The organism is Pseudorhodobacter sp. (assembly GCF_030452865.1).
Taxonomy (GTDB): Bacteria; Pseudomonadota; Alphaproteobacteria; order Rhodobacterales; family Rhodobacteraceae; genus Pseudorhodobacter.
Genome location: NZ_JAKDLJ010000257.1, coordinates 1 through 5,250, shown reverse-complemented (window position 1 = coordinate 5,250; position 5,250 = coordinate 1). Strand labels below are relative to the sequence as shown.

Genomic DNA, 5,250 nt, shown 5'->3' with positions numbered 1-5,250 from the left:
CTCAACCACCGGACCCGCCGCTTGAACTTTGCGCGCGCCGGTCGCAAAGTAGGGTTCAACACAAAGACCGGAGCGTTCCATGACCCTGCTCGAAGCCGCCACCGCCGTGCGCGAAAACGCCTATGCCCCTTATTCCCGCTTCAAGGTCGGCGCCGCGATCCGCTCCGCCTCGGGACAGGTGTTCACCGGCTGCAATGTTGAAAACGTGGCCTATCCCGAAGGCACCTGCGCAGAAGCCGGTGCCATTGCTGCCATGATTGCGGCAGGCGAAAGCCGGATCGCCGAAATTCTCGTCATTGCTGACAGCCCGACCCCGGTGCCGCCCTGTGGCGGTTGCCGCCAGAAAATCGCCGAATTCGCCAGCCCCGATGTCACTGTCACCCTCTGCACCACCGATGGCAAATCGAACCCGGTCACCGTGGCCGATCTGCTTCCCGGCAGTTTCAGCGCCAGCCATATGACGCGCAGCACCGATGGCTGACCCTGACGCCCGCAGTATCATCGCCACCTTGCGCGCAGGCAACACGCCAACCGACGCCGATCTGCAATGGTTCGCCGAAGGTCTCGCCAATGGGGCGGTCAGTGATGCGCAGGCCGGGGCGTTTGCGATGGCGATCTGCCTCATGGGTCTCGGGGAAGGCGGGCGTGTCGCGCTCACCCGCGCCATGCGCGACAGCGGCGAACGTCTGACATGGGATTTGCCCGGCCCGGTCCTGGATAAACATTCCACCGGCGGTATCGGCGATTGTGTCTCGCTGCTGCTCGCCCCGGCGCTGGCGGCTTGCGGCGCTTATGTGCCGATGATTTCGGGCCGTGGCCTCGGCCATACCGGCGGAACATTGGACAAGCTCGAATCCATCCCCGGTTTGCGGGTGGAAATGACCAGCGATGCCCTGCGCGCGCAACTTCATGAAGCACGCTGCGCGATCATCGCCGCCTCACCCGAAATCGCCCCCGCCGACCGCCGCCTCTATGCCATCCGCGACGTGACGGCGACGGTCGACAGCATCGACCTGATCACCGCCTCTATCCTGTCGAAGAAACTCGCGGCGGGGCTTGAAGGGCTCGTGCTCGATGTCAAATGCGGTGCCGGTGCCTTCATGAAAACCCCCGAGGCCGCGCGCAGCCTCGCGCAGGCGCTGGTCAGGACCGCGCAAGGGGCAGGCTGCATGACCACGGCGCTGATCACCGATATGTCACAACCGCTTGCCACTGCCGCGGGCAATGCGTTGGAGGTGATCGAGGTGATGGAAACCCTGACCGGCAGTTCGATCAACCCCGCGCTTTGGGATCTGACCGCCGCCCTGGGCGGCGAGGCATTGGCCTTGGGCGGACTTGCCGCCGATGCAGAAGATGGTGCCGCGCGCATTGAAACCGCACTCGAAAGCGGTGCCGCCGCAGAGTATTTCGGCCGGATGATCGCCGCCCAGGGTGGCCCCGGCGATTTCGTTGACCGCTGGCCTGACCGCTTGCCCGCTGCCCCGGTGCTGTTGGAACTGTGCAGCGACAGGGCGGGTTTCGTCACCGCGATAGATACCGAGGCGCTGGGCCATATCGTCGTGCATCTCGGCGGGGGTCGGTTGCGCGACGGCGACCGCATCAACCCGTCCGTCGGCCTCTGCGACCTCACCGGCATCGGCGAAGAGGTGAGCGCTGGTCAACCGCTTGCGCTGATTCATGCGAGTACTCAGTCACAAGCCGAGACCGCCTTGCTGCGCCTGCGCAGCGCCTATACCCTGAGCGATACTGCACCGGACGAACCACCCCTGATCCACGGAAAAATCACATGACCCAGAACCGCGCCTTCCTGATCGTGATGGATTCGGTCGGCATCGGTGGCGCACCCGACGCAGGCGATTTCGGCGATGAAGGTGCGAATACGCTGGGTCATATCGCCGCCGAATGTGCCGCAGGCCGCGCTGAACAGGGTCGTTCCGGCCCGTTGCGCCTTCCGAACCTGACGGGTCTCGGGCTTGCCGCCGCGATGGATCTGGCCGAATCGGGGGCCTCGCTGACGCTCGGTGGCCTGCCGCCGCCGGGGCAGCGCCCCACGGGGCGCTGCGGCGCCGCCACCGAAATCTCTCGCGGCAAGGATACACCGTCCGGGCATTGGGAACTCGCAGGCGTGCCGGTGCCGTGGGACTGGCACTATTTCCCCGATACCATCCCAGCTTTCCCCGATGATATCGTGGCGGAGGTATGCCGCCTCGCCGGAACCACTGGTATCCTTGGCAATTGCCATGCCTCCGGTGTGCCGATCATCAACGCCCATTGCGAAGAACACCTGCGCACCGGTTGGCCGATTTGCTACACCTCCGCCGATTCGGTGTTCCAGATCGCCGCACATGAAGAAGCCTTCGGCCTTGATCGGCTGCAAAAGCTCTGCACCGATCTGGCACCCTACCTCCATGCGCGCAAAATCGGTCGCGTTATTGCACGCCCTTTCACCGGCTCTTGCGACAAGTTCAAACGCACGTCGAACCGCCGCGATTACGCGATTGACCCGCCAAGCCCGACGCTGCTCGATTGGGTCGCGGGGGCAGGGCGGGCGACCCATGCGGTGGGCAAGATCGGTGACATCTTCTCACATCGCGGCGTCGGCACACTCCATAAGGGCAAATCCGATGCTGATCTTTTCGAACATCTTCTGGCGCTGCAAACCACAGCCGAGCCCGGTTCCTTGACCTTTGCGAACTTCGTCGAGTTCGACAGTCTTTATGGCCATCCGCGCGACGTGGCTGGTTACGCCCGTGCGCTGGAATGGTTTGACGCCCAATGCGGCCGCTTCCTGTCCCACCTCCGCCCCGGCGACCTCGCGATTTTTACCGCCGATCATGGCAATGATCCGACATGGCGCGGCACCGAACACACGCGCGAGCGGGTGCCAGTGCTCTGCGCTGGCGTGCCGCCCGGCGAAATCGGGCTTTGTGCCTTCACCGATGTTGCCGCGTCCGTCGCCGCCCATCTCGGCATTGAAAATCAAGGGCCGGGGAGAAGCTTTCTGTGACACAACACCGAAACCGACCTGCAAATGAAATTGGAGCAAGCCCATGCGTGACCACCTGACAATCGTGACTCATCCGCTGGTGCAGCACAAACTTTCCCTCATGCGCGACAAGACCGCCTCCACCGCGTCCTTCCGCCGCCTCTTGCGCGAAATCAGCCTGCTTCTGGCCTATGAGATCACCCGCAATCTCGACATGACGACGATGCGGATTGAAACCCCGTTGGAGCCGATGGACGCGCCCGTCCTGGAAGGCAAGAAACTGGCGCTGATCTCGATCCTGCGGGCGGGCAATGGCTTGCTTGACGGTATATTGGAGCTGATTCCCGCCGCGCGTGTCGGCTTCATCGGCTTGTACCGAGACCCCGAAACCCTCAAGCCGGTGCAATACTATTGCAAGGTGCCCGATGCGCTCGACAGCCGGATGACGATTGTGGTCGATCCGATGCTGGCGACCGGCAATTCCTCGGTCGCGGCGATTGATCTTCTGAAAGCGCAAGGGGCTACGAATATTCGGTTTTTATGCCTGCTCGCCGCGCCCGAAGGTGTCGCCCGCATGAAGGCGGCGCACCCCGATGTACCGGTCGTTACCGCCGCACTCGACAGCCATCTGAACGATCACGGCTATATTGTTCCGGGGCTAGGTGATGCGGGTGATCGCATGTTTGGTACAAAATAGCGGGTATTTGGCCTTTACTCTGCGGGTTTCCTGAAACATTATCCCTCATCGCTACATGGGGGTAGTAATGTTGTTCAAAGTGCTCGCGGTCGCCAGTTGGGCGGCGGTTTCTGTCATATCCGGCGCACAGGCCCAGACCTTGGCGCGCCCGGCTGAAATGCCACCGGCCAGCTTCAAAGGCTCACAATATGTCGATAGTCGCGGCTGCGTCTTTTTGCGCGCCGGAATCGGCGGGCGGGTAAACTGGGTTCCGCGCGTATCGCGCAGCCACAAGGCGCTGTGTGGCCTGCCTCCGTCCGGTGGTGCGGTCCGCACGGTGGAGGCTCCGGTGAAAGCCGCGCCCGCTCCGCAAGCGATGCCGCAACCCGCTCCGGTTCCGGTTCAGGTTGCGCGCCCCAACCGCAATGTCGGCGCACCGATGGAAACCATCGCGAGCCTGCCGCGCAATCGCCCGGTAGCAGTGGCGTCCCCTGCGCCGCGCGTGGTTGCCGCACCGCAGGCCAGCGCTTCGGCGCGGCTGCAAAACGTCTGCCCCTCCGGTTCGCCCTACGGTGCGCGCGTGACGCTGACCGATGGCCGCACCACGCTGATCTGCTCGGCGGATGCCAACTTCGATGTCAGCGCCGCAGCCAGTCGGCTTCAGACGCGCCGTGTCGCGGTTGAACCTGCACCCGCCCCGGTTTCACGCGCAGCGTCAATTCCCGCGCCCCGTTATCAGGCACCGGTCGCGAATGCCGGGTATTCCTGCCCCGCTTCTGCCCCGGTTGCGCGCCGTTTTCAGGTGCGCGGTGGCGGGACAACCGTGATGTGTACCGCGGTGGATGGCGGCTTCGGCAATGCCACCCCGCCTTCGACCCTGGGGGTTCAGGCCACCGCGTCCGAGGAGTTCGCCCCGCCGAAAGGCTATCGCAAGGCTTGGAAAGATGATCGTCTGAACCCCAAGCGCGGCCAAGGCACCGCACGCGGTTGGGCGCAGCAGGATCAGGTCTGGACGCGGGAGGTTCCGGCCAATCGCGTTTCCAACGCGCCGCAGGCAACCAAGCGCAAAACCTATGTCACCGCCACCAGCAACGCACCGCGCGCTGCAACGGGGGGCCGCTTCTATGTGCAGGTCGGCACCTTCGGCGAGGTTGGCAATGCCAACCGCACCGCCTCGCGGCTGCAAGGCATGGGGCTGCCGGTCGCCAAATCCCGCATCACGAGCAAAGGCCGCCCGATGCAAATCGTCATGGCAGGGCCGTTCGGCGATTCCGGTTCGGCACATTCGGCACTGTCCAAAGCGCGCCGCGCCGGTTTTGGTGACGCCTTCATCCGTTAAGACATTGGTACCCCCGGCAACCCCATGCCGGGGGTGCCTGGCAAGAAGTCGGGCAGATAAAACTCACACCCCTCGGCACAGTCCGGGGGGTGTTTTTCATTCCGCGCCGACCGCTCCGCTACGGCGCGCAGGGTGTCACATTCCGGCAGGCATTTCCGTTTCGCTCTGCCGATCACCGCCGGATGGCGGGCCCGCCCAAATCCACGCAAACCACCGGCCCGCAACGGGTCCCGTCTCGTGCCCAACCGG

Annotated in this window: 6 protein-coding genes; 5 read left to right on the top strand and 1 reads right to left on the bottom strand. The window is 64.2% G+C overall.

Annotation, left to right across the window (positions count from 1 at the left end; genetic code table 11):
- Positions 1–79: 79 nt before the first annotated feature.
- From L0H65_RS13875 to L0H65_RS13855, 5 genes are all read left to right on the top strand, one after another.
- A complete protein-coding gene (locus tag L0H65_RS13875; protein ID WP_301459644.1) occupies positions 80–481 on the top strand; it encodes a cytidine deaminase in 402 nt (133 codons plus the stop codon).
- Positions 474–1,790: a thymidine phosphorylase gene (locus L0H65_RS13870; protein WP_301459643.1), complete on the top strand. Its 1,317-nt coding sequence runs from the start codon at positions 474–476 to the stop codon at positions 1,788–1,790. Before L0H65_RS13875 ends, L0H65_RS13870 begins: the two co-directional genes overlap by 8 nt.
- Positions 1,787–3,007 (top strand): phosphopentomutase, encoded by a 1,221-nt coding sequence (locus tag L0H65_RS13865; RefSeq protein ID WP_301459642.1) that lies wholly within the window; start codon positions 1,787–1,789, stop codon positions 3,005–3,007. The genes L0H65_RS13870 and L0H65_RS13865 overlap by 4 nt, the downstream gene beginning before the upstream one ends.
- A gap of 43 nt (positions 3,008–3,050) precedes the next feature.
- Complete coding sequence (upp, locus tag L0H65_RS13860; protein WP_301459641.1) at positions 3,051–3,683, top strand: uracil phosphoribosyltransferase; 633 nt, start codon at positions 3,051–3,053, stop codon at positions 3,681–3,683.
- 67 nt (positions 3,684–3,750) lie between these two features.
- Positions 3,751–5,001: an SPOR domain-containing protein gene (locus L0H65_RS13855; protein WP_301459640.1), complete on the top strand. Its 1,251-nt coding sequence runs from the start codon at positions 3,751–3,753 to the stop codon at positions 4,999–5,001.
- Here the strand turns inward: L0H65_RS13855 and L0H65_RS13850 are convergent.
- The coding region (locus L0H65_RS13850; RefSeq protein ID WP_301459639.1) for a hypothetical protein at positions 4,998–5,250 on the bottom strand (253 nt) is incomplete at its 5' end. The two genes, L0H65_RS13855 and L0H65_RS13850, sit on opposite strands and share 4 nt — an antisense overlap.